This is a genomic window from Kitasatospora sp. NPDC088391 (assembly GCF_044753345.1).
GTDB lineage: Bacteria > Actinomycetota > Actinomycetes > Streptomycetales > Streptomycetaceae > Kitasatospora.
Window position 1 is genome coordinate 141,319 of sequence record NZ_JBIVNB010000006.1, and the last position, 20,056, is coordinate 161,374.

The 20,056-nt window shown below is 73.0% G+C and carries 20 protein-coding genes; 11 read left to right on the forward strand and 9 right to left on the reverse strand.

What is annotated here, in order from left to right; translation table 11 throughout:
- Window positions 1–59: 59 nt before the first annotated feature.
- From ACIQBJ_RS19885 to ACIQBJ_RS19905, 5 genes are all read left to right on the forward strand, one after another.
- Entirely contained in the window at window positions 60–1,049 is a 990-nt protein-coding gene (locus ACIQBJ_RS19885; protein WP_400711751.1) for an aldo/keto reductase, read from the forward strand.
- Between the two features lie 64 nt (window positions 1,050–1,113).
- Window positions 1,114–1,467 (forward strand): cytidine deaminase, encoded by a 354-nt coding sequence (locus ACIQBJ_RS19890; protein ID WP_400711754.1) that lies wholly within the window; start codon window positions 1,114–1,116, stop codon window positions 1,465–1,467.
- 105 nt (window positions 1,468–1,572) lie between these two features.
- Complete coding sequence (locus ACIQBJ_RS19895) at window positions 1,573–1,734, forward strand: hypothetical protein (protein WP_400711757.1); 162 nt, start codon at window positions 1,573–1,575, stop codon at window positions 1,732–1,734.
- Between the two features lie 47 nt (window positions 1,735–1,781).
- Window positions 1,782–2,714: a GTPase Era gene (gene era, locus ACIQBJ_RS19900; RefSeq protein ID WP_400711760.1), complete on the forward strand. Its 933-nt coding sequence runs from the start codon at window positions 1,782–1,784 to the stop codon at window positions 2,712–2,714.
- 33 nt (window positions 2,715–2,747) lie between these two features.
- A complete protein-coding gene (locus ACIQBJ_RS19905) occupies window positions 2,748–3,461 on the forward strand; it encodes an alpha/beta fold hydrolase (RefSeq protein ID WP_400711763.1) in 714 nt (237 codons plus the stop codon).
- A gap of 72 nt (window positions 3,462–3,533) precedes the next feature.
- On the opposite strand, the gene ACIQBJ_RS19910 is transcribed toward ACIQBJ_RS19905, so the two are convergent.
- Window positions 3,534–3,800 carry a protealysin inhibitor emfourin gene (locus ACIQBJ_RS19910; protein ID WP_400711766.1) on the reverse strand — a complete coding sequence of 89 codons (267 nt, stop codon included), beginning with the start codon at window positions 3,798–3,800 and terminating at the stop codon, window positions 3,534–3,536.
- Window positions 3,801–4,127: 327 nt separating this feature from the next.
- On the opposite strand from ACIQBJ_RS19910, the gene leuA reads away from it, so the two are divergent.
- The 4 genes from leuA (at window position 4,128) to ACIQBJ_RS19930 (ending at window position 8,679) form a co-directional block, all read left to right on the forward strand.
- Window positions 4,128–5,912, forward strand: a complete 1,785-nt coding sequence (gene leuA, locus ACIQBJ_RS19915) for a 2-isopropylmalate synthase (RefSeq protein WP_400711769.1) — start codon at window positions 4,128–4,130, stop codon at window positions 5,910–5,912.
- Between the two features lie 319 nt (window positions 5,913–6,231).
- The gene (locus ACIQBJ_RS19920) at window positions 6,232–6,897 is read left to right on the forward strand and encodes a TerB family tellurite resistance protein (protein ID WP_400711772.1); all 666 of its coding nucleotides are present in this window, start codon (window positions 6,232–6,234) and stop codon (window positions 6,895–6,897) included.
- A gap of 190 nt (window positions 6,898–7,087) precedes the next feature.
- The gene (gene recO / locus ACIQBJ_RS19925; protein WP_400711775.1) at window positions 7,088–7,834 is read left to right on the forward strand and encodes a DNA repair protein RecO; all 747 of its coding nucleotides are present in this window, start codon (window positions 7,088–7,090) and stop codon (window positions 7,832–7,834) included.
- A gap of 2 nt (window positions 7,835–7,836) precedes the next feature.
- The gene (locus ACIQBJ_RS19930; RefSeq protein ID WP_400711778.1) at window positions 7,837–8,679 is read left to right on the forward strand and encodes an isoprenyl transferase; all 843 of its coding nucleotides are present in this window, start codon (window positions 7,837–7,839) and stop codon (window positions 8,677–8,679) included.
- Between the two features lie 129 nt (window positions 8,680–8,808).
- Here the strand turns inward: ACIQBJ_RS19930 and ACIQBJ_RS19935 are convergent, their stop codons facing one another.
- The 4 genes from ACIQBJ_RS19935 to ACIQBJ_RS19950 all read right to left on the reverse strand — a co-directional run bounded on the left by ACIQBJ_RS19935 (window position 8,809) and on the right by ACIQBJ_RS19950 (window position 12,199).
- Window positions 8,809–9,240, reverse strand: coding sequence for a Fur family transcriptional regulator (locus ACIQBJ_RS19935; protein WP_400711781.1), 432 nt, complete (start codon window positions 9,238–9,240; stop codon window positions 8,809–8,811).
- Between the two features lie 35 nt (window positions 9,241–9,275).
- Window positions 9,276–10,241 carry a metal ABC transporter permease gene (locus ACIQBJ_RS19940; protein ID WP_400712555.1) on the reverse strand — a complete coding sequence of 322 codons (966 nt, stop codon included), beginning with the start codon at window positions 10,239–10,241 and terminating at the stop codon, window positions 9,276–9,278.
- Window positions 10,241–11,101, reverse strand: coding sequence for a metal ABC transporter ATP-binding protein (locus tag ACIQBJ_RS19945; RefSeq protein ID WP_400711784.1), 861 nt, complete (start codon window positions 11,099–11,101; stop codon window positions 10,241–10,243). Before ACIQBJ_RS19945 ends, ACIQBJ_RS19940 begins: the two co-directional genes overlap by 1 nt.
- A gap of 126 nt (window positions 11,102–11,227) precedes the next feature.
- Complete coding sequence (locus tag ACIQBJ_RS19950) at window positions 11,228–12,199, reverse strand: metal ABC transporter solute-binding protein, Zn/Mn family (RefSeq protein ID WP_400711787.1); 972 nt, start codon at window positions 12,197–12,199, stop codon at window positions 11,228–11,230.
- Between the two features lie 300 nt (window positions 12,200–12,499).
- On the opposite strand from ACIQBJ_RS19950, the gene ACIQBJ_RS19955 reads away from it, so the two are divergent.
- Window positions 12,500–13,882 carry a glycine--tRNA ligase gene (locus ACIQBJ_RS19955; protein WP_400711790.1) on the forward strand — a complete coding sequence of 461 codons (1,383 nt, stop codon included), beginning with the start codon at window positions 12,500–12,502 and terminating at the stop codon, window positions 13,880–13,882.
- A gap of 150 nt (window positions 13,883–14,032) precedes the next feature.
- Here the strand turns inward: ACIQBJ_RS19955 and ACIQBJ_RS19960 are convergent, their stop codons facing one another.
- The 3 genes from ACIQBJ_RS19960 to ACIQBJ_RS19970 form a co-directional block, all read right to left on the reverse strand.
- Window positions 14,033–15,586, reverse strand: a complete 1,554-nt coding sequence (locus ACIQBJ_RS19960; protein ID WP_400711793.1) for a hypothetical protein — start codon at window positions 15,584–15,586, stop codon at window positions 14,033–14,035.
- 269 nt (window positions 15,587–15,855) lie between these two features.
- A complete protein-coding gene (locus ACIQBJ_RS19965; protein ID WP_400711796.1) occupies window positions 15,856–16,446 on the reverse strand; it encodes an NADAR family protein in 591 nt (196 codons plus the stop codon).
- Between the two features lie 145 nt (window positions 16,447–16,591).
- Complete coding sequence (locus tag ACIQBJ_RS19970; protein WP_400711799.1) at window positions 16,592–18,043, reverse strand: MFS transporter; 1,452 nt, start codon at window positions 18,041–18,043, stop codon at window positions 16,592–16,594.
- A gap of 101 nt (window positions 18,044–18,144) precedes the next feature.
- Here ACIQBJ_RS19970 and ACIQBJ_RS19975 point away from each other — a divergent pair, with 101 nt between their 5' ends.
- Window positions 18,145–18,996: a helix-turn-helix transcriptional regulator gene (locus tag ACIQBJ_RS19975; RefSeq protein ID WP_400711802.1), complete on the forward strand. Its 852-nt coding sequence runs from the start codon at window positions 18,145–18,147 to the stop codon at window positions 18,994–18,996.
- 451 nt (window positions 18,997–19,447) lie between these two features.
- Here ACIQBJ_RS19975 and ACIQBJ_RS19980 read toward each other — a convergent pair whose 3' ends face one another.
- The gene (locus ACIQBJ_RS19980) at window positions 19,448–19,945 is read right to left on the reverse strand and encodes a hypothetical protein (RefSeq protein ID WP_400711805.1); all 498 of its coding nucleotides are present in this window, start codon (window positions 19,943–19,945) and stop codon (window positions 19,448–19,450) included.
- Window positions 19,946–20,056: the final 111 nt, after the last annotated feature.

Genomic DNA, 20,056 nt, shown 5'->3' on the forward strand with positions numbered 1-20,056 from the left:
CGAGGCCCGACGGACCGTCAGATCCGCCGGGCCGCCTGCTGCTCGGAGGGGGAACGACGATGACGGAGCGCACTCTCGGCGCGCTGGCCGCCGCACCGGTCGGGTTCGGGGCGATGGTGCTCTCGCCCGGCGTGTACGGCGAGACCGACGAACGGCGCGGGCAGGACGCGCTGCTCGCCGCGGTCGACGCCGGGGCCACGCTGATCGACACCGCGGACGGCTACGGCCCGGACGGGCACAACGAGCAACTGGTCGGCCGCGCCCTGCGGGGGCGCCGGGACGAGGTGGTGCTGGCCACCAAGTTCGGCTTCCGGATACCCGAGGGCGCCGAGGCGCACCGCTTCCCGGTGCACTTCGCGTTCGGCGAGCTGGCCGTGAACGGCGACCCGAAGTACGTCCGCGGCTACGCGGAGCAGTCGCTGCGCAACCTCGGCACCGACGTGATCGACCTGTACTACCCGCACTTCGTGGACCCGCAGGTGCCGTTCGAGGAGACGGTCGGCGCGGTCGCCGAGCTGGTCGCGGCGGGCCTGGTGCGGCACCTGGGAGTGTCCAACGTGACGGCGGCGCAGCTGCGGGCCGCGCACGCGGTGCACCCGGTGGCGGCGGTGCAGACCCAGTGGTCGATGTGGCAGCCGATCGACCCGGAGCTGCTGGCCGCGGCCCGCGAGCTGGGCGTCGGCGTGGTGGCCTGGAGCCCGCTCGGCGGCGGCTTCCTGACCGGCACCGTGCAGCGGGTCGACGACGGCGACTTCCGGCAGCACCAGGCCAGGTTCTCGGCCGAGAACCTGGCCGCGAACAACGACCGGTACGCCCCGGTGCGCGCGATCGCCGCGGAACTGGGCGCCACCCCCGGCCAGTTGGCGCTGGCCTGGCTGCTGCACCGGGACGCGCACGTGGTGCCGATCCCGGGCAGCCGGACGCCCCGGCACATCGCGGAGAACCAGGCCGCGGCCGAACTGGCGCTGGACGCGGACGTGCTGGCGCGGATCGACGCGGCGCTGGCGGCCTTCGAACCGGCCGGCGAGGGCGCGCTGCTCAAGGACTGAGGGCGCGCTGTTCAAGGACTGAGCGGCGGACGTCACGGGCCCCGGGCCCGCCTATGCTCGGGCCATGACCGAGATTTCCGAGCTCGACCCCGAGGACAAGAAGATCGTCACCCTGGCCCGCTCGGCCCGCGCCCGCAACGGCGTGGCCGAGGGGGCGGCGGTGCGCGACGAGACCGGCCGCACCTACGTGGCGGGCACCGTGGAGCTGGAGTCGCTGCGGCTGAGCGCGCTGCGCACGGCGGTGGCGATGGCGGTGGCCAGCGGGGCGAAGGGTCTGGAGGCGGCCGCGGTGGTGTCGGCGGCGGCGGTGCCGGACCCGGCCGACCTGGCGGCGGTGCGGGACCTGGGCGGGGCCGGGACGCCGGTGCTGCTGGCGGGGCCCGACGGCGTGCTGAAGCTGGTCGCCGCGGCGGAGTGAGGGGCGCGGGCGGGTGGCCGGAAGGGCCCGTCCGCAGCCCACCCCTCGGCCGGTCGGTGCGATAATCGCACCGACCGGGAGGGTCGTCCCGGCGGGGGAGGGGACATGGGCGTCGCGGCGTTCTTCTGCGGACTGCTGCTCTGCGTGATGGGGTTCGGCCGCTGGCACGAGACCGGCTCCCCCTGGTGGCTGGCCGGCACCCTGGTCCTGCTGGCACTGGTCGTGGTGGGCGGGATCACCGGCGGCGGCGGGAAGAAGACCGGCTGAACACCCCGTGGCCGGGACGGCCCCGCCGATCGGCGACAATGGATGCCATGAATGCCCCTTCCTCCCCGTACCGCTCCGGGTTCGCGTGCTTCGTCGGCCGTCCCAACGCGGGCAAGTCGACCCTGACCAACGCGCTGGTCGGGACGAAGGTCGCGATCACCTCCGACCGCCCGCAGACCACCCGGCACACCGTGCGCGGCATCGTGCACCGGCCCGACGCCCAGCTGGTGCTGGTCGACACGCCCGGCCTGCACAAGCCCCGCACCCTCCTCGGCGAGCGGCTCAACGACCTGGTCCGCAGCACCTGGGCCGAGGTCGACGTGATCGGCTTCTGCGTGCCCGCGGACCAGAAGCTCGGCCCCGGCGACAAGTTCATCGCCAAGGAACTCGCCGGGATCAAGAAGTCCACCCCCAAGGTGGCGCTGGTCACCAAGACCGACCTGGTGGACTCCAAGCGGCTCGCCGAACAGCTGATCGCCATCCAGCAGCTCGGCGCCGAACTCGGCATCGAGTGGGCCGAGATCATCCCGGTCTCCGCCGTCGGCGACAGCCAGGTCACCCTGGTCGCCGACCTGCTGACCAAGCTGCTGCCCGAGGGCATGCCGCTCTACCCGGACGGCGACCTCACCGACGAGCCCGAGCTGATCATGGTCGCCGAGCTGATCCGGGAAGCCGCGCTGGAAGGCGTCCGGGACGAGCTGCCGCACTCGCTGGCCGTCGTGGTCGAGGAGATGATCCCGCGCGAGGACCGGCCCGCCGACCGCCCGCTGCTGGACATCCACGCCAACGTGTACATCGAGCGGCAGAGCCAGAAGGCCATCGTGATCGGCGCCAAGGGCGCCCGGCTCAAGCACGTCGGCACCACCGCCCGCAAGCAGATCGAGGCGCTGCTCGGCACCCCCGTCTACCTCGACCTGCACGTCAAGGTCGCCAAGGACTGGCAGCGCGACCCCAAGCAGCTGCGTAAGCTCGGCTTCTGACGCCCCGTCGGGGCGAGGGGGAGGGGCGGGGCCGTGCGGCTGTACACCCACACCTGGGGCGCGGGCGACCGCACCGCCCTGCTGGTGCACGGACTGCAGTCCGACCACCGGACCTGGCGGGTGATCGGCCCCGCGCTCGCCGAGCGCGGCTACCGGGTGCTGGCCGTGGACCTGCGCGGCCACGGCGCCTCCCCGCGCGGCGCCGGGTCCGGCCCCGCCGAACGGTACGGGCCGGCGGAGTTCGCCGCCGACCTCGCCGACACCCTGCCCGCCGGGGCGGACCTGGCGATCGGCCACTCGCTGGGCGCACTGGCCCTGCGGCTGGCCGCCGACCGGCTGGCGCCCGCCCGCGCGGTCTACAGCGACCCCGCCTTCGTCTTCGACCGCCCCGGCGTCGGACCGGAGCCCTTCGTCGCCTTCCAGCGGCTCGCCACCCGGAAACTCGTCACCGCGATGCGCCCCGAGTGGTCCGCGGCGGACGTGGACGCCGAACTCGCCGCCCTCGCCGCCTGGGACGGCGACACCGCGACCGGCCTGTGGGCGCACCCCGCGCACTCCGTGCTGCCCGGCGCCCCCGCCGTCCCCTCGCTGGTCCAACTCGCCGACCCCAGCCAGCTGGTGACCTCCGAGGAGGCCGCCGAACTGCGCCGCCGCGGCTACACGGTGCGCACCGTGCCGGGCGCCGGGCACTGCATCCACCGGGACGACCCGGACGGCTTCCTGGCCTCGCTGGACGGCTGGGTCTGACGGGGGCAGGGCCGGGCCGGGGCGGCCGGCTCGCGGGCGGGCGGTCCGGCTCGCGGTCGGGGAGGCGGCGGGTCAGGCGCCTTCGCGGAGCACCAGGCTCACCAGCTCGCGCTGCGAGTCGGTGAGCTTCGGGTCGGCGCAGTGCACCGTCCGGCCGTCCACGGTGATCTCGTAGTGGAAGCCGTCCGGGACGCCGTAGGCGGGCGCGCGCAGTCCGCCCACCATCGCCTCCCGGGCCAGCGCGTGCACGTGCGGGGCGTCCGGGCGCTCCGAGGTGTCCATCTCGGCATACCGGAGCAGGCCGGCGAACCCGCCGGTACGGGTGACCTGGATACGCATGGCTGTCAGTGTGCTACGCCGTGAGCTGGTTCGTCGCCGCTTTTCCCCAACTCCCCGTGCCCGGCCCGTCTCACTGGGTGGGATCGTGGCGAGCCTCACTGCGTCCGTCCCGCCGCTCTTGTTACAGTGGGTTGCATCATGCGTATCCGGCTGCTTCTTCTTAGCTGCCGCGGCGAGGGCCTGTAGTCCAGAGAAGGCCGGCCCCCTCGCCGCGGGGAGTCGTGTTGCGCCCAGTGTGATTCGCGGCGCACTCAGTCGGCCGAGTCGGGTGTCCTGTTACCCCCCGACCGCAGACCGCCTTCGACAACGGAAGCCGAGAGCCCCACCATGACCGAACAGTCCTCCGTCGCCCGCGTGTTCGTCGACCGCCCCACCCCGATCACCGCCGCCACCGTGCAGCAGAAGCCCTCGGGGATGCCGTTCGAGCGGTACGTACCCTTCGGCACCGTCGACCTGCCGGACCGCACCTGGCCGAGCAAGGTCATCACGCAGGCCCCGCGCTGGCTGTCCACCGACCTGCGGGACGGCAACCAGGCGCTGATCGACCCGATGTCGCCGGCCCGCAAGCGCAAGATGTTCGACCTGCTGGTGAAGATGGGCTACAAGGAGATCGAGGTCGGCTTCCCCTCCTCCGGCGCCACCGACTTCCACTTCGTCCGCTCGCTGATCGAAGAGGGCGCGATCCCCGAGGACGTCACCATCTCGGTGCTGACCCAGGCCCGCGAGGACCTGATCGAGCGCACCGTCGAGTCGCTGCGGGGCGCGCCGCGCGCCACCGTGCACCTGTACAACGCCACCTCGCCGCTGTTCCGCCGGGTGGTGTTCCGGGCGAGCAAGGAGGAGATCAAGGCCATCGCGGTGGACGGCACCCGCCTGGTGATGGAGTACGCCGAGAAGATCCTGGGCGACGACACTGTCTTCGGCTACGAGTACTCGCCGGAGATCTTCATCGACACCGAGCTGGACTACGCGCTGGAGGTCTGCGAGGCGGTGATGGACGTCTGGCAGCCCGGCGAGGGCCGCGAGATCATCCTGAACCTGCCGACCACCGTCGAGCGCTCCACCCCGAACGTCTACGCCGACAAGATCGAGTGGATGTCGCGGAACCTGTCCCGCCGCGCGTTCGTCTGCCTGTCCACCCACCCGCACAACGACCGCGGCACCGGCGTGGCCTCCGCCGAACTGGCCGTGATGGCGGGCGCCGACCGGGTCGAGGGCTGCCTGTTCGGCCAGGGCGAGCGCACCGGCAACCTGGACCTGGTCAACGTCGGGATGAACCTGTTCTCGCAGGGCGTCGACCCGATGATTGACTTCTCCGACATCGACGAGATCCGCCGCACCGCCGAGTACTGCAACCAGATGCCGGTCGCCGAGCGCCACCCCTACGCGGGCGACCTGGTCTTCACCTCCTTCTCCGGCTCCCACCAGGACGCCATCAAGAAGGGCTTCGACGCGCTGGAGGCCGACGCGGCCGCCGCCGGCGTCCCGGTCGGCGAGTACACCTGGGGCGTGCCCTACCTGCCGATCGACCCCAAGGACGTCGGCCGCAGCTACGAGGCCGTGATCCGGGTCAACTCGCAGTCCGGCAAGGGCGGCATCGCCTACGTGCTGAAGAACGACCACAAGCTGGACCTGCCGCGCCGGATGCAGATCGAGTTCTCGAAGATCATCCAGGCCAAGACCGACGCCGAGGGCGGCGAGGTCACCCCCGGCGACATCTGGGCGGTCTTCCAGGACGAGTACCTGCCCACCCCCGCCAACCCGTGGGGCCGGATCTCGCTGAGCGGCTCGCGCAGCCTGACCACCGAGGACGGCCGCGACGCGCTGACCACCGAGGCGGTCGTCGACGGCACCCCCGTCACGCTGACCGGCACCGGCAACGGCCCGGTCTCCGCCTTCGTCAGCGCGCTGGCCTCGATCGGCGTCGACGTCCGGGTCCTGGACTACGCCGAGCACGCGCTGAGCGAGGGCGGCGACGCCCAGGCCGCCGCGTACGTCGAGTGCGCCGTCGGCGACAAGGTGCTGTGGGGCGTGGGCATCGACGCCAACACCGTGCTGGCCTCGCTGAAGGCCCTGGTCAGCGCCGTCAACCGGGCCGCGCAGCGGGACTGATCCGTCCGGCGCCGCGCCGCCGGTCCGGGCCGCGCGGCGCCGCGGGTCCGCCCCGCGCGGCGCGTTCCGGCACAACCCTTGCCGGGAGCGGTGATTGACGGTCCGTCAGCTTCGTTCGGGCGTTCGGGGCCGGGCGGCGGGGGAGTGTGGCCCCGGTCACAAATTTTCCGCCCGGCACCCGTTCAGGGTGCTGACACGGGCCGGTAACCGTGGCAACATCGACGGACCGGAACCGCGGTCGGTGGGACGACCCCGGCCTCCGGTCGCGTGACCTGCCCATTGATGTGCAGGCCGCCTGCCATGTCTGGGGAGTGGCGCCGTGACAGGGTTGTGGGGTGTTCGCCCTCGGTGGCGGACGGATGTCCTCGGTGAATTCTTCTGCCCGGGCTGCGGCGGGGACCGCAACTACCGCCGGCAGCACGGCCGGCGGTGGCTGCGGTTCCTCGGCACCCCGGTCCTGCCGCTCGGCGGCGTCGTCCGCAGCGTCCAGTGCACCTCCTGCCGCGGCCGCCACGGCACCGACGCCCTCGACCAGTTGACCTCGCTCCGGCTCGGCGCGATGCTGCGCGACGCCCAGTACACCGTCGCCCTGGCCGCGCTCGCGGCCGGCGGCACCGGCAGCCGCGCCGGACGCGAGACCGCCTGCGCCGTGATCAAGGAAGCCGGGTTCGACGACTGCGGCGAGGCCCAGGTGCTGGCCGCGCTCGCCGCGCTCTCCGGGCACAGCGGCGGCGAGCCGCTGGACGTCGACGTCGAGGGCGGCGGTCTGGCCGTCGAACTGCACGCCGCGCTCGAACCGCTCGCCCCGCACCTCGCCCTCCAGGGCCGCGAGCGCCTGCTCACCCTCGGCGCCCTGGTCGCCCTCGCCGACGGCCGCTACCTGCCGCAGGAGCGGGCCGCGCTCGGCGTGGTCGGCCGCTGCCTGCGGCTCACCGACGCGCAGGTCGACCGGCTGCTGGAGGCCGCCACCCGCGCCCCGCACTGACCCGCCCCTCCTGCCTCCCTCTGCTCTTCCTCCCCTCCCACCGACCGGGCCCGAACTCCCCCCTCCCGGGCCCTGCTGTGACCCGCACCGCACGGGTGAAAGCCCCCACAACCCCGGTGCGGGCTCACGGCTGCGCGCCTCCGGTCGGGCCCGCCGGACTGTCGTGGCGATGCGGGACAATGACACCACCATGAGTCTCTTCCGCGACGACGGCATCGTGCTGCGCACCCAGAAGCTCGGCGAGGCCGACCGGATCATCACCTTCCTCACCCGCCAGCACGGCAAGGTGCGCGCGGTGGCCCGCGGCGTGCGCCGGACCAAGTCGAAGTTCGGGGCCCGCCTCGAACCCTTCTCGCACGTCGACATCCAGTTCTTCAGCCGCGGCAGCGACCTGGTCGGCCGCACCCTGCCGCTGTGCACCCAGGTGGAGACCATCGCCCCCTACGGCGCCCGGATCGTCGACGACTACACCCGCTACACCGCCGGCACCGCGATGCTGGAGACCGCCGAACGCTTCGCCGAGCACGAGGGCCAGCCCGCCGTCCAGCAGTACCTGCTGCTCGTCGGCGGCCTGCGCACCCTCGCCAACGGCACCCACCAGTCGCACCTGGTGCTGGACGCCTTCCTGCTGCGCTCGCTCGCCGTCAACGGCTACGGCGCCAGCTTCACCGACTGCGCCCGCTGCGGACTGCCCGGCCCCAACCGCTTCTTCTCGCTGCAGGCCGGCGGCGTGCTGTGCGGCGACTGCCGGGTGCCCGGAAGTGCCGTACCCTCCCCTGAGACACTGGTACTGCTCGGCGCGCTGCTCTCCGGAGACTGGCGGACGGCCGACGGCTGCGAGCCGCGGTACTGGCGCGAGGGCAGCGGGCTGGTGGCCGCCTACCTGCAGTGGCACCTGGAGCGGGGCATCCGCTCGATGAGATACGTGGAGAAGTGAGCATGGTCGCGCGACGGCTGTTCGGCAGCAGCAAGCGGACGTACGAGGCCCCGGCCCCGCACCCGAGCGGTGCCCGGCCGCCGAAGATCCCGGCCGAACTGGTCCCGAACCACATCGCCTGCGTCATGGACGGCAACGGCCGCTGGGCCAAGGAGCGCGGCCTGCCCCGCACCGAGGGTCACAAGGTCGGCGAGGCCGTCGTCCTCGACGTGCTGCGCGGCTGCCTGGAGGTCGGCGTCAAGAACCTCTCGCTGTACGCCTTCTCCACCGAGAACTGGAAGCGCTCCCCGGACGAGGTGAAGTTCCTGATGAACTTCAACCGGGACGTGATCCGCCGCCGCCGGGACGAGATGGACGCCATGGGCATCCGGATCCGCTGGGCCGGCCGGATGCCGCGGATGTGGAAGAGCGTCGTCCAGGAGCTCCAGGTCGCCCAGGAGCAGACCAAGGACAACGACGCCATGACGATGTACTTCTGCCTCAACTACGGCGGCCGGGCCGAGATCGCCGACGCCGCGCTGGCCATCGCCCGCGACGTCGCCGCCGGGAAGCTCAACCCGGAGAAGGTCAACGAGAAGCTGTTCGCCAAGTACCTCTACTACCCGGACATGCCGGACGTCGACCTGTTCCTGCGCCCCAGCGGCGAGCAGCGCACCTCCAACTTCCTGGCCTGGCAGTCCGCGTACGCCGAGCTGGTGTTCCAGGACGTGCTCTGGCCCGACTTCGACCGCCGCGACCTGTGGCGCGCCGTCGAGCAGTACGCGCGCCGCGACCGCCGCTTCGGCGGTGCGGTCCCGAACGCGGTCGACGCCGCGGACACCGCGGACGTGCCGACCCAGCGCTGAGCGCTCGCGCCGGGCGCGCGCCACGGCAGAGGGCCCGGATCGGAACCGTCCGATCCGGGCCCTCGTCGCTCGGGGGCTCCTGGCTGGGCTACGAGCTGCGCTGTGGGCCTGCGCTACCGGCCGGGCCGCTTACTGGCTCTGCTGCTGGGCGGAGAGCTTCGCGGCGCAGTCGCCGCAGGTGCCGAAGATCTCCAGGGTGTGCGCGATGTCGCTGAACCCGTGCTCGGCGGCGACCGCGTTGGCCCAGCGCTCGACCGCCGGACCCTCGACCTCGACCGTCGCCCCGCAGTGCCGGCACACCAGGTGGTGGTGGTGCCCGCTGCTGCACCGGCGGTAGACCGCCTCGCCCTCGGCGGTGCGCAGCACGTCCACCTCACCGGCCTCGGCGAGCGACTGCAGCGTCCGGTAGACGGTGGTCAGGCCGACCGAGTCGCCCCGGTGCTTGAGCATGTCGTGCAGTTCCTGCGCGCTGCGGAAGTCCTCGATCTCGTCCAGCACCGCCGAGACGGCGGTGCGCTGCCGGGTCGATCGTGCGCGCGGCGACGGGCCTGCGGTGGTCACCGTGGGTCCTCCTGCTGATCGGGTGGTTTCGCACATCATTGTGCCAGCCCCCGACTTGACAGCGACTCCCCCTGCGACGGCACCTGGGCCTCCGCTCCGGCCCCCGGCCCGGTTCCGGCCGCCGACCCGGCTTCCGCGGTCGGCAGCGCCACGTCGCAGACCGCCGGGCCGTTCTCGGCGGACGCCCGGTGCCGCCGCCGGGCCAGCGGTGCGGCGGCCAGGCTGAACAGGGCGAAGGCGAGGATCGCCAGGATCACGATGGTCGGACCGGGCGGCAGGTCGGCCTGGTACGAGGTGCCGACGCCGCCGACCGCCGCGAGCACGCCCACGCCGACCGCGGCGGCCTGGGTGGCGGCGAAGGAGCGGGTCAGCTGCTGGGCCGCCGCGACCGGCACCACCATCAGCGCGCTGACCAGCAGCAGGCCGACCACCCGCATCGCGACCGTCACGGTGACGGCCGCCATCACCGCCAGCAGCAGGTTGAGCACCCGGACCGGGAGGCCGGTCACCCGGGCGAACTCCTCGTCCTGGCAGATCGCGAACAGCTGCCGCCGCAGCCCGACGGTGACCGCGAGGACGACCGCGGCCAGCCCGCCGATCACCGCCAGGTCGCCGGGGGAGACGGTGAGGATCGAGCCCCACAGGTAGCTCTCCAGGCTGCCGGAGCCGGCCTGGCTGCTCATCGAGACCAGCAGCTTGCCGCCGGCCATGCCGCCGTAGAACAGCATCGCCAGCGCGATGTCGCCGCGCTGGTTGCCGCGGGAGCGGACCAGTTCCATCACGACGGCGCCGAGCACGCAGACCAGCACCGCCATCCAGATCGGGTTGGCCTGGAACAGGAAGCCCAGGCCGACACCGGTCAGCGCGACGTGCCCGATGCCGTCGCCCATCAGGGCCTGGCGGCGCTGCACCAGGTAGATGCCGACCAGGGGAGCGGTGAGGCCGACCAGCACGGCGGCGAGGAACGCCCGCTGCATGAAGTCGGGTTGGAACATCTCGATCATGCCAGCAGTCCCTGGGTGGTGCGGTGGTGGTGGTCGTCCGCGTGCGGGTGGACGTGGTCGTGGCCGGGCAGCGCGTGCTGGCCGACCCCGCGGGGCGGCGGGCCGTCGTGCGCCACGCAGCCGTCGCGCAGCACCACCGCCCGGTCGATCAGCGGCTCCAGCGGGCCGAGTTCGTGCAGCACCAGGAGGACCGCGCAGCCGCGCTCCACCTCGCTGCGCAGGATGTCGGCGAGCACCTGCTGGCTGTCCACGTCGACGCCGGCCATCGGCTCGTCCATGATCAGCAGTTCGGGTTCGCCGACCAGGGCGCGGGCGATCAGCACCCGCTGGTGCTGCCCGCCGGACAGGTTCGCCACGCCGTCCCCGGCCCGGTCGAGCATGCCGACGGCGGTCAGCGCCCGGTCCACGGCGGCCCGGTCCCGGCGGCGGAACGGCAGCAGTCCGTGCTGCGGCAGCCGCCCGGTGGAGACCACCTCGCGGACCGTGGCCGGCACCCCGCCGGCCGCGGTGGTGCGCTGCGGCACGTACCCGATCCGGTGCCAGGCCCGGAACCTGCGCTGCGGCCGCCCGAACAGCTCCAGGCTGCCCCGCTCCAGCGGGACCGCCCCGATCACGGTCTTCACGGTCGTCGACTTGCCGGACCCGTTGGCCCCCAGCAGGGCCACCACCTCGCCCGGCCGGACGGTGAGGTCGACGCCGCGGAGCACCGGCCGCCCCCCGACCGTGGCGACCGCCCCGCGCAGGCCGAGGACCGGCACCGCCCCGCTCCGGTCGGGGGCGTCCGCCCCGGCCCCGTCGCCGCTGCGGGGGGACGGCGGCCGCCGGTCGGAGTCCGTCGTCGGGATGACAGCACTCATGGTGGTTCCTCGCTCGGCTCGCGCCGCTCAGGGGCGGGCGGTTCGGCCCGTCGGGGGTTCGGTTCGTCCGGTCCGTGGTGCGTCCGGTTCGCCGGGGAGGCGGTCCTGTCCGCCCGGCGGTGCGGTTCAGTGCGCGCCGAGCGCCGTCCGCAGGTTGGCCAGGTTCTGCCGCATGACGGAGAAGTAGTCGTTCTTGTCCGGCTCCTTGATCCCCTCCAGGGGGTCGAGGACGGCGGTCTTCAGCCCGAGGTCGCCCGCCATGGTGGTGGCCAGCTTGGGGCTCACCAGGGACTCGAAGAAGACGGTGGTGGCGCCGTTCTCCTTGGCCGCCTGCTGGATCGCGGCCAGCCGGGACGGGGTGGGCTCGGCCTCCGGGTCGACCCCGTTGATCGCGACCTGGTCCAGGCCGTAGTGGTCGGCGAGGTAGCCGAAGGCGGCGTGGCTGGTGATGAAGGTCCGGGTGTCGACGCTCTTCAGGCCGTCCCGGAACTCCTGGTCCAGCGAGGCGAGTCGGTCCACCAGGGCGTCGGTGTTGCGCTGGTACTCGGCGGCGTTCGCCGGGTCCGCGGCGGCCAGCCCGGCGCCCACGCTCTTCGCCACGGCCGCGTACCGGGTCGGGTCGAGCCAGATGTGCGGGTCGCCGGCGGCGCCGGAGTGCTCGTGGTCGTGGCCGTCGTCGGCGCTGTGGCCCTCGGGCTCGGTGGTGCCCTCGTCGAGGTGGTGGTCCACCAGCGGGGAGGCGGCCGTGGCGTCCACCACGTGCTTGGAGTGGGACTGCGCGACGGCCTGGTCGACGGTCGGCTGCAGGCCCTTCAGGTAGACCACCGCGTCGGCCCGCTGGACCGCCGCGACCTGCTTGGCCGTCAGCTCCAGGTCGTGCGGCTCCACTCCCGGGGCGGTCAGGTCGGCGACCTTCACGTGCTCCCCGCCTATCTGACGGGCCAGGAACTCCATCGGGTAGAACGACGCCACGACCTCCAGCTTCCCGCCGTCCTTGTCGGCCGCGCTGCTGGTGCCGCCGCAGGCGGAGAGCAGCAGGGAGGCGGCAACGGCCGTGGCGGCGAAGGCGGTCGAGGCAGGCAGGCGGCGCATCTTCATGACAACCATTCTCATCTTATCTGGAAATGATTGTCAACTTGCTTTCCGGCGGGACGGCCTCACACTGTCCCGCCCCGCCCGCTCCGGCGGCTCCTCCGTCGTCGCCTCCGTCGGCTCCGCCACCGGGTGCGCCCCATGTGCCGGAGGGTGTGCGGCTGTTCATTCCCGGTACAGCCGCCGGGCGGTCGGCCCGTGCCAGTATCGAGTTGAATCCTGACCCTGCATCCCCGGTACCCTGAGTTATTCGGGCGCGCGCAACCAGCGGCGCCCTGACCGTGCCGTCGTACTGAAGAGAGCACTGTGGCCGCCGACAAGATCGACACGATCGTCAGCCTGAGCAAGCGCCGTGGCTTCGTCTACCCCTGCAGCGAGATCTACGGCGGCACCCGTGCCGCCTGGGACTACGGTCCGCTGGGCGTCGAGCTGAAGGAGAACATCAAGCGCCAGTGGTGGCGTTCGATGGTCACCGCTCGGGAGGACGTCGTCGGACTCGACTCCTCGGTGATCCTGGCCCGCGAGGTGTGGGAGGCCTCCGGCCACGTCGCCACCTTCAACGACCCGCTGACCGAGTGCCTCTCCTGTCACAAGCGCTTCCGCGCCGACCACCTGGAAGAGGCCTACGAGGCCAAGCACGGCCGGCTGCCCGCCAACGGCCTGGCCGACCTCAACTGCCCGAACTGCGGCAACAAGGGCGCCTTCACGGAGCCCAAGGAGTTCTCGGGCATGCTGAAGACGCACCTCGGCGTCACCGAGGACGCGGCCGGCCTGGCCTACCTGCGCCCCGAGACCGCGCAGGGCATCTTCACCAACTTCCGCGCCGTGCAGACCACTTCGCGCAAGAAGCCGCCGTTCGGCATCGCCCAGGTCGGCAAGAGCTTCCGCAACGAGATCACGCCCGGCAACTTCATCTTCCGGACCCGCGAGTTCGAGCAGATGGAGATGGAGTTCTTCGTCAAGCCCGGCGAGGACGAGACCTGGCACGAGTACTGGCTCGAGCAGCGCTGGAACTGGTACACCGGCCTGGGCCTGCGCACCGAGAACATGCGCTTCTTCGAGCACCCGAAGGAGAAGCTGTCCCACTACGCCAAGCGCACGGTGGACATCGAGTACCGCTTCAACTTCGGCGGCAGCGAGTTCTCCGAGCTGGAGGGCGTGGCCAACCGCACCGACTACGACCTGACGGTGCACAGCGAGGCCTCCGGCCAGGACCTCAAGTACTTCGACCAGGACGCGAACGAGCGGTACTACCCGTACGTCATCGAGCCCGCGGCCGGCCTCAACCGCGCCATGCTGGCCTTCCTGATCGACGCCTACTTCGAGGACGAGGCGCCGAACGCCAAGGGCGTCATGGAGAAGCGCGTCGGCATGCGGCTCGACCCGCGCCTGGCCCCGGTCAAGGTCGCGGTGCTCCCGCTCTCCCGCAACGCCGACCTCTCCCCGAAGGCCCGCGGCCTCGCCGCCGACCTGCGGCAGGCCTGGAACGTCGAGTTCGACGACGCCGGCGCGATCGGCAAGCGCTACCGCCGCCAGGACGAGATCGGCACCCCGTTCTGCGTCACCGTCGACTTCGACACCCTCGAGGACAACGCCGTGACCGTCCGCGAGCGCGACACCATGGCGCAGGAGCGGGTCTCCCTGGACCAGGTCAAGTCCTACCTGGGCGCCCGCCTGATCGGCTGCTGATCGACTGCTGACCTAGCGGTTACCGACCACCTGCCGGTGGTCCGCCCGGTGGGCCCTCCCCGTGTTCGGGGAGGGCCCACCGCCGTTCCGGGCGCGGGCTGCCCCGGGGGCGTCGGCTGTTCCGGATGCCGAACCGTCGCGGGCGCGCGCTCAGCGGCGCTGGCGGGAGCGCGAACGGGGGCGGGGCGCCGGCTCGGTGGGCAGTCCGGCCGAGCGCAGGGCGGCGAAGGCGCTGCGGGACCGGCTCTCCTCCAGGCCGTCGGTGGCGAACAGCAGCGCGTCGTACAACTCGGCCGATCCGTGGATCGCGGCCGCGAACTGGCCGATGTCACCGGCCGAGCGCAGCCGCACCAGCTCCCGGACCAGCTCGACGGCGGAGCCCTCGCTCAGCGCCGCCGCGATCTCGGCGACCTCCCCGACCGGTCGACCGGCCGCCTGCCGGAGCAGGTGGCGTGCGTCGCCGGACCGGCCGGCCTCCCGCAACCAGTGGGTCAGCTCCGCGAGTTCGGCGGCCGGGGCGGAGGCCCGCTCCCACAGCAGGGTCTGTCCGTCGGCGGACTGGCCGGTCCGCTCCAATGCCGCCAGCAGCGCCGGAAGCTCCCGGGAACCGACCGACCACAGGGTGTGGAAGAGGTCCGCGGCTTCGTCCACCAGCCCTTCGCGGCGCAACTCCACGAGGACGGCCGCCGCGTGCTCCGGCGTGCCGTTGGCCACCGACCTGGCCAGGTAGGCGGAGGCGCCGGACGGGCCGTCGGACTTCAGCAGCGCGGCCAGTGCGGCCAGGTCGAGGGGCGTGACCAGCAGGGCCACCTGACCCACGATCGCCGCGGACTCGTGCACCGCGCCCTCGCGGTGCAGTTCGGCGATCCGCTGGACCAGCCTGGCCAGTTCGGCCTTCGTCCGGCTGCGCGGCCGGTCTGCGGCTCCCGCCGCGGAGGTCTCGTGCGGATACTGCCCCGACGGACCGGGCCCCGTGTTCGGGCGCGGGCGGTGGCCGGGGTGCGTGTGGTCGGCCTCGGAGTGCGGGCCGGTGCCGGTGCCGACGGCCGGGGTGTCGGAGGGCGGTGCGCCGGTGACGGTGGGGGTGGCGGCGTTCCGCTCGGCGGGGCGGAGGACGCGGTTGCTCCTGAACCTGGCGCCACGGAGCGGCGGGGTGTCGGCGGCCGCGTCCTGGGCCGGGGGTGGGGCCGGTACGACCGTTGTGGCGTCAAGGAAGTCGGGGGCGTCGGCGGCCGGGGGAGTCCGGACTCCGTTGCGGGTGCCGCCGAACCGGGCCCCGGTCGGGCGCAGTCGCTGCGAGGGGACGAAGGCGGGGCCCGGCCCGTGCGGATCGTCGGCCCGGGGCGGGGCGGTGGCCGGGCCGGTCGCGGCCTGACCGGTCTGCCGGGAGGACCTGTCGGCGAGCCGTCCGGCCATCAGCCGGTCCTCGGCGGCGAGCAGGCGGTTGCTCAGCTCCAGGCAACGGGCGCCGAGACCTTCACGGAGGTTCTGCGCCTGGGCGAGCTGTCGCGCCAGCTCGGGGTCGGGTTGCCGGGGCGGGTGCTGGGGGGCGGGAGAGTGGTCCGGCTCGTGGCGGTCCCGCAGTGCTTCGGCGAGCCTGCGCTCCCGCTGTGCGGCGAACTGCCGGGCCCTGAGCAGTTCGTCCAACTCGGCTCTGAGGAGCTGGATTTCGGCCGGTTCCGGCCCCAGTTCTCGCACGGTCATCGCGGCCTGCCCGACCTCTCCATGGAGGCCACCCGACTGGCCCCCGAACACAACGACTGGTGGCCATCCTGGCGTTGCTGTACGGCGGCCACGTTACGGGAGCAAGTCTTAACCTTTTCGAGATGGGAATGCGAGAGGCCGGTGCGGGGCAAGAGGGTTCCGGTCTGTGAAACCTGTCAACTCCTGCCCGAATCACCCGGGTTGGGAATGGTGTGGGCGCTTGCCCGACGGTCCGCTATCGCCCGACGGTCGACCGATCCGCCTGTTGGTCAGTGGAGTTGACGCCCCGTCAGTTCTGCGCGGGCTTCCATCAGTGCGAAGCCGAGCAGGTTCAGGCCGCGCCACTGCGCGGGCGCATGGGCCCGGTCGTCGTCGGCCGCCAGGCCGATGCCCCAGATCCGGTCGAGCGGGCTGGCTTCGACCAGGACGCGGTTCCCGGTGCCGACCAGGTACGCGCGGAGCCGGTCGTCCTGCCCGAACTTCGCGACGCTGCCCGCCACCACCAGGTCGAAGCGGTGCGCCGTCCAGCGGGCCTCGTCGAACCCGCCGACCAGTCGGCCCAGCTTCTTCGCCTCGGCGGGCGTCCGGGCGCCGAGGATGCGCGGAACGATCTCCTCGTCGCCGAACAGCCGGGCCTTGCCCGCCATCATCCAGTGCTCGGCGGTGCTGTACCGGACCCCGTCGACCTCGAACGGCGAGGGCCACCACTGGCTGAGGGCACCGGCGCCGATCTGCCCGTCGCGCTGCGGCCGGTGGCCCCAGAAGTGCAGGTACTTCGGGCGCGCCCCGGACTCGATCGCTGCCACCAGCTGCTCGCGGGTGCGCGTCCCGCCCGGGACGATGGTCGGGTTCTCCGTCATGGCGCCATCCTCGCACCGGCCCCGGCCTGCGGGCCTTTCCTTTTTCGACGCACCGTTCCCGGCAGAGGGTTCTCGGCGTAGGGCCTTCGTCGCAGAGCCTGCGGTGCAGTGCCTTCGGTGCAGGGCCTTCGGAGCGCGGCACCGCTCAGCCGACCGAGCGCGGCAGCCGGGTGCTCAACCAGCAGATGGCCAGGGAACCGAGCGTCTGGATGCCGAGCACCAGAGCCAGCGCGTTCGCCATTCCCAGGGCGGGTACGAGACCGAGGAAGAGAGTGCCCAACGTCGCTACCCCCAGGGCCAGGCTGGACTGCTGGGTGGTCGCCAGGACGCCACTGCCCACCCCGGCGCGCTCGGCGGGGACTCGGGAGAGCACCACCCGGAACAGCGGCATGCCCACCAGGCCCTGGCCGATGCCGGCCAGCGCGACCCCGGGGAGCATCCGCAGGGGCGAGAAGTGCGCCCAGTCGCCCAGCACGGTGGCCAGCAGGGTCAGCAGGCCGATGCCCTGGACCACCGCTCCGCCGGTGATCACCCGGCTGCCGAACCGGTCGACCAGCCGGGGCCCGGCCAGCGAGGCCCCGAAGTAGCCCACCGCCATCGGGACCAGCGCCCAGCCCGCGGCGACCGGGCCCTTGTGCAGGCCGTCCTGCAGCATCAGGGCGACGACGAACATGAAGCCGCCGAAACCGGTGAAGTAGGGCACGGCCACTCCGAGGCCGCGCCGCATCTCCGGGATGCGCAGCAACGAGAGCGGGACGAGCGGGAGCCGGCCCGCCCGCTCGGCGCGGCGTTCCACCGCCAGGAACGCGGCCGCGAAGGCCGGGAAAGCGGCCAGCGACGCCCAGGTCCAGGCCGGCCAGCCGACGGCCCGGCCCTCCATCAGCGGGACGAACAGGGACAGCAGTGCGGCGCTGAGCAGCAGGGTGCCCGGCAGGTCCACCCCGGCGGCCCGCTCGGCGCGGCTCTCCGGAACGTACCGGGAGGCCAGGGCCGCGGTGAGGAGGGCGAAGGGGACGTTCAGTAGGAAGACGGCGCGCCAGCCGGTGCCGAAGAGGTCCGCCGAGACCAGGAGTCCGCCGAGGACCTGGCCGATCACCACCGAGATGCCGCCGACCGCACCGTAGACGCCGAGGGCCCGGGCGCGCTGCCGACCGCTGGTGGTGGCGGTGATGGTGGCGAGGACCTGGGGGAGCAGGAGGGCGGCGGAAGCCCCCTGGGCGACCCGGGCGGCGACCAGGGTCCAGGCGGTGGGTGCGGCACCGCAGGCGAGCGAGGTGAGGGCGAAGGCGACGGCCCCGCCGATGAACAGCCGTCGTCGTCCGAAGGCGTCGCCCAGCCGCCCGCCCAGGACGAGCAGCACGGCGAAGGCGATGCCGTAGCCGGCCGCGACGAGTTCGAGGACCGCGGGGCCGGCGACCAGATCGTGGTCGATGGTCGGTAGCGCGACATTCACTATGAAGAAGTCAAGCATCGGAAGGAAGGCGCCCAGGAGGACGGTGATCAGGCCGGCGGTACCCAGCGCGGGTGTCGCGGACACCACGGGCGCCGCCGGTCGGGCCGGGGACGGGATGCGGGGAAGCACTGTCTGTCGAGTCACGAGTACTACGATGCGGCTCCTCTCAACCTGGTACCAGGCGGTGTCTATCCAGGTATAAGGACTACCTGGCAAGGGGATCGGTGATGGTCCACCCTGGTGTCATGGCTATCCCCGCGGACACTCAGACCCCCGCCGACGTCCGGCGGCACGAACTGGCCACCTTCCTGCGGAGCCGCCGTGAGCGCATCTCGCCCGAGCAGGTGGGTCTTCCCGCGGTGGGCCGCCGCCGGACGCCGGGGCTGCGCCGCGAGGAGGTCGCCGGCCTCGCCGCGGTCGGGATCACCTGGTACACCTGGCTCGAACAGGGGCGCGGCATCCAGGTGTCGGCCCAGGTCCTGGACTCGGTGGCCCGGGCCCTGCTGCTCGACCGCAACGAGCGGTCGCACCTGTTCACCCTCGCGGGCGCCGAGGACCCCGTGCCCGTCCGGGAGTGCTCGACCGTGTCGCCCTCGATCAGGGCGATGGTGTCCCAACTGGACCCGTTCCCCGCCGTGGTGATCAGCAGCCGGTTCGACATCCTGGCGTACAACCGCGCGTACACCTGGCTCACCGGGGACCTGGAGACGATCCCCGACGAGGACCGCAACATCATGTGGATGGTCTTCACCGACACTCCTTTCGCTCGGAACCTGGTCGACCGGGCGGCCGCCAGGGCCGGGGTGGTGGCGCGCTTCCGGAACTCGATGGCCGACCACGCGGCGGAACCCGCGTGGAAGAACCTGGTCGACCGGCTGCGCAGGGTCTCCCCGGACTTCGAAGAGGCTTGGGAACGGCACGAGGTGGCGGGACTGGTCAACGGGTTCAAGCAGTTCGCGCTGCCCGCGACCGGCCTGCTCAGGTTCGAGTACACCAACCTGTGGCTGGGCCCCAGGAGCGGGACCAGGCTGGTCGGGTACGTGCCCCAGGACGAGGAGACCCGGGAGCGGCTCCACCGCCTGGCCGCCGCCGGCTGAGCACCGGCCGCCCGCCGGCCCGTGGCGGGACCGGCCGCGGACCGGCCGGACGCCACCCACCAGCACAGGCCGGCCAGCGGGAGTTCGGCGCACACCGCCATCAGCACGGCGACCACCAGATCCACCCCGCCGGCCGCCGTCGCCAGGTCGCACCCGGCGTCGGAGGCCAGCAGGAAACCGGCGGCAGCGGCCGGGGTACGGGCCCCGCGCCCCTGCCGGAGCAGCGCCGCCGTGGCCGAGAGCGCCGCCGACTCGGCCAGATCGAGCACGGCCCAGCCCGGACCGCCGGGCAGGGTGGCCAGCAGGGCCGCCCAGGGCAGCAGGATCAACCCGCAGCCGAGGAAGACGAGTTCCAACGGCAGCCGCCCGACCGACGGCCCCGCGACGGCCCGCCCGCCCGGGCGTACCACCCCGCCACCGTCGACCCCGGCGGGAACCCGGACGAAGGCGCTCACGCCGCCCACCCCGCCCCGTGCCCGGCGCACCGGCACTCCGACCGGACCTGCGCCCGGCGGAACTCTCCGGCCACCGAGGCGAACCAGAACCGGCCCGCCACCCGCACCGCATCGGCCCGCACCGACCTGCGGCGCAGCCCACCGGCGAGGAAGCACACCGACCCGGGCGCCGCGCACGGGGGCAGCCGCCCCCAAGCGCACGAGACCGGCGCTTCCCCCGGTCTGTCGGCCCGGCGGTGCCGCGCGCCGCGCGACCGGGCACCGCCGAGCGGGGAATCGACCACGACGTCGAGCAACTCGTCGTACGCGTACACCTCCATGGCCGGGCGGCGCCCCGGGCGGAGGAAGGCCGACCACGGGCCGGCCGATCCGAGCAGCCGCACCCCGCCCGGGCCGTCGAGGAGTTCGGGCCGCAGCGGGGCGGGGCCCATGACCGCGGTGCGGACGGGGGCGAGCGGGCTGCGGGCACTGCGGATCAGGTTCGTGTTCGTCATGCCGTCAAGAATCCTGCGCGGCAAGGATCTTGTCGGTAGCGTCCGGCTCCGTCTTTGGGGTGTAGCCAGCTACACCCCAAAGACGGAGGCCCGGGCCATGGAAGCGCAGAT